Raw genomic sequence first — 2,725 nt, forward strand, 5'->3', positions numbered from 1 at the left:
TGGTGATACCACGAGCTTTTTCTTCTGGTGCGTTATCGATCTGGTCGAATGCACGTGCAGAACCGCCGTAGGTTTTAGCCAGAACGGTAGTGATTGCTGCAGTCAGGGTAGTTTTACCGTGGTCAACATGGCCGATAGTACCAACGTTAACGTGCGGTTTGTTACGTTCAAATTTTTCTTTAGACATCGATTGTCCCTCTAAGACACGGTTAAATCGGTGGTATCACCACATCAACCAAGCATTTGCTTGACGAATTAGTTTACAGAAAGAAAATCAGGAGGGAGAATTTGGAAGTGGTGCTGATAGGCAGATTCGAACTGCCGACCTCACCCTTACCAAGGGTGCGCTCTACCAACTGAGCTATATCAGCACATACTTGGAGCGGGCAGTGGGAATCGAACCCACATCATCAGCTTGGAAGGCTGAGGTAATAGCCATTATACGATGCCCGCATCCTGGAACTCGGCTACCTGATTTTTCTGAAGAACTTCGAAGACGGGGAAAAGGACGTGAGACACTTAATTCCTCACCTTCACTTGAAACGACTCTATCATTTCAAGCTGCCTCATTGCTAAGGCTTGTATGGTGGTGGGGGAAGGATTCGAACCTTCGAAGTCGATGACGGCAGATTTACAGTCTGCTCCCTTTGGCCGCTCGGGAACCCCACCTAAATTGTTAAGTACTTGAATGGTGCCGGCACCAAGAGTCGAACTCGGGACCTACTGATTACAAGTCAGTTGCTCTACCAACTGAGCTATGCCGGCATCAAGTGCTGCGCATTCTATGGAGACTTTGCAGGGTATGCAACAAAAAAATTGCATGTTTTGCGTTATCGCTCATGTTTTATTCAAAAACTAAGCTTTTTCTCCTTTCCTGCTGTTTAAAGGGTCAAAATGTATTCAAAAACGTCATTTCTCCAGGCCCGTTCGCGATGGATACGCCCCCCTTACTTATACTTCATCCTCGCCAGAAATCCCTCGCAGCGCACTGCTGTTCGATTTATGCACTATAAATGTGCTTTTGCATCACAAATGTACATCCAGAGGCATTTCTTTGTCGGTCAGGCCTGATTCCCGAGCTATTTCTACTGGCGCAATATTTGCATATCTCCTTTCGAAGGCGAGTTTTATTATAGGAAGGAGTGCCGCAATGAAAATTGTCATGCTTAATGCCGCAACGCTACCGGTTTACAGAGAGGAACTCGCGCGACTATTGATTGAAGCTAACAGGACAAATGCTTCTGTCGGTTTCCCCTGTGTCAACGGTCAAAGAGAGGCTGAGGACGCTTTTCAGGATTTATGCCCTGCTCTGAGTCAAAATGAACGATTGCTTTGGATCGCCAGGGATGAAAAAGGCGTCATTGGTACCGTCCAGCTTATCCTGGTCCATTCACCGGATTTACCTCATCAGGCCGAAGTAAGTACTCTGCTGGTCAGCGCTACAGCACGAAGGCGTGGCGTGGGTCGTCTGTTACTACGTGCGCTGGAAAATACCGCACAGAGCCTGCGCTGCACCATTTTGTCTTCAGATATGAAGTCAGGTTCAGACGCCGAAGCATTCTACAGAGCACAAGGGTATCGCTGCGCGCTCCTCAGACAGGATTTCTCCCGTTACAGCAGAAAAAATGAAGTAGTCTATTACAAACAGTTATTACCTTTTACCAGCACATCTCAATCCATCTTTTAGCCTTGAAATTGTGCTGTGAGCATTTCACCGCACTTTCATAGGCTTTCCGCGCTTACATAACTTTCTCAAAAAATTTTAAACTCAATCAAAGAAATCGATAAGTTATAAGAAAAAGATCTCCCTCAAAAATTAAGGTGTCTATAATATGCTGCTGGTTTACTGTCTGGAGTTGGCGTGATCGCCTTTCCTGACCTGCGCTAACGGGCAGACTTTAACTTATGAAAAAAAGAGACCCATCTTTGGCAACTCCTTATCTGCAGTTCGATCGTGCGCAGTGGGCAGCCTTACGTGATTCAGTACCGCTTACGCTGAAAGAGGCAGAAGTGGTGAACCTGAAAGGCATAAACGAGGATTTATCCCTCGAGGAAGTTGCACAGATATATTTGCCACTTTCACGCCTTCTCAATTTTTACATCAGTTCCAACCTGCGCCGACAAGCCGTGCTTGAGCAGTTCCTCGGTACAGATGGACAGAAAATTCCTTATGTCATTGGAATCGCCGGGAGTGTCGCAGTAGGTAAAAGTACGACGGCCCGCGTCCTCCAGGCATTATTAAGTCGTTGGCCCGAGCACCGTTCGGTAGAACTGATTACAACTGATGGTTTCCTCTATCCCAACAAGACGCTTCAGGAGCGTGGGATTATGAAGAAAAAAGGATTCCCTCAGTCTTATGATATGCACCAGCTAGTGAATTTTGTTTCAGAGGTTAAATCCGGTGCAAGGCATGTGACCGCGCCAGTCTATTCGCATCTGATCTATGATGTGATACCGGAGGGCAATAAAGTCATTGAGCAGCCAGATATTTTGATCCTTGAAGGGCTTAATGTCTTACAAAGCGGCATGGATTATCCTCATGATCCACATCATGTATTTGTTTCTGACTTTGTCGATTTCTCGATATACGTTGATGCCCCTGAAGAATTATTGCAAAGTTGGTATATTAATCGTTTCCTGAAATTCCGTCAGGGAGCATTCTCAGATCCTGATTCTTATTTCCATCATTATGCAAAACTTCCGGAAGAAGAAGCTGTGAACATTG

Annotated in this window: 3 protein-coding genes and 4 tRNA genes; 2 read left to right on the forward strand and 5 right to left on the reverse strand. The window is 45.9% G+C overall.

Features of this window, described 5'->3' with window-relative positions; genetic code table 11:
• From J1785_RS01815 to J1785_RS01835, 5 genes are all read right to left on the reverse strand, one after another.
• The coding region (locus tag J1785_RS01815) for a GTP-binding protein (RefSeq protein WP_238483025.1) at window positions 1-187 on the reverse strand (187 nt) is incomplete at its 3' end.
• Window positions 188-295: 108 nt separating this feature from the next.
• Window positions 296-371 (reverse strand) — tRNA-Thr (locus J1785_RS01820).
• Between the two features lie 7 nt (window positions 372-378).
• Window positions 379-453, reverse strand: a tRNA-Gly gene (locus tag J1785_RS01825).
• A gap of 131 nt (window positions 454-584) precedes the next feature.
• A tRNA-Tyr gene (locus J1785_RS01830) sits at window positions 585-669 on the reverse strand.
• A 20-nt stretch (window positions 670-689) separates the two neighbouring features.
• Window positions 690-765, reverse strand: a tRNA-Thr gene (locus tag J1785_RS01835).
• Between the two features lie 385 nt (window positions 766-1,150).
• Here J1785_RS01835 and J1785_RS01840 point away from each other — a divergent pair.
• Complete coding sequence (locus J1785_RS01840) at window positions 1,151-1,687, forward strand: GNAT family N-acetyltransferase (RefSeq protein WP_129955682.1); 537 nt, start codon at window positions 1,151-1,153, stop codon at window positions 1,685-1,687.
• A gap of 218 nt (window positions 1,688-1,905) precedes the next feature.
• A partial coding sequence (gene coaA / locus J1785_RS01845) for a type I pantothenate kinase (RefSeq protein ID WP_217218678.1) occupies window positions 1,906-2,725 on the forward strand: 820 nt, incomplete at its 3' end.

Origin of the sequence: Rahnella perminowiae (assembly GCF_019049755.1) — a bacterium.
GTDB lineage: Bacteria > Pseudomonadota > Gammaproteobacteria > Enterobacterales > Enterobacteriaceae > Rahnella > Rahnella perminowiae.

Bases quoted from the DNA above. Each gene is read 5' to 3' on its own strand.
- J1785_RS01840 (WP_129955682.1), top strand. From the start codon at position 1,151: ATGAAAATTGTCATGCTTAATGCCGCAACGCTACCGGTTTACAGAGAG.